Genomic DNA, 257 nt, shown 5'->3' on the forward strand with positions numbered 1-257 from the left:
CCACTAATCATTATAATCTGAACGGGTATTGGCTTAATTTATAAAGTTAAATTGGTTGTATTTGTTTTACTATTTACTTGCATCAGATGATACAAAGGCCTAAATTATGAGTCAGATCCATCCAACAGCACTCATCTCACCGTCCGCTCAGATTGATGAGACTGCTATCATCGGTCCTTATTGTATTGTTGGCGATGAGGTGACGATTGGTGCCTATACGACGCTGCATCGGCATGTCGTCGTGGCAAGACTTACCC

At 41.6% G+C, this 257-nt stretch carries 1 pseudogene; it reads left to right on the forward strand.

The window, feature by feature from the left end:
- Positions 1–106 precede the first annotated feature (106 nt).
- Positions 107–257 (forward strand): annotated as a pseudogene (locus AAEY79_RS15555) (acyl-[acyl-carrier-protein]--UDP-N-acetylglucosamine O-acyltransferase); the annotation flags it as partial.

This window comes from Psychrobacter sp. GW64-MNA-CIBAN-0177 (assembly GCF_040309585.1).
GTDB lineage: Bacteria > Pseudomonadota > Gammaproteobacteria > Pseudomonadales > Moraxellaceae > Psychrobacter > Psychrobacter okhotskensis.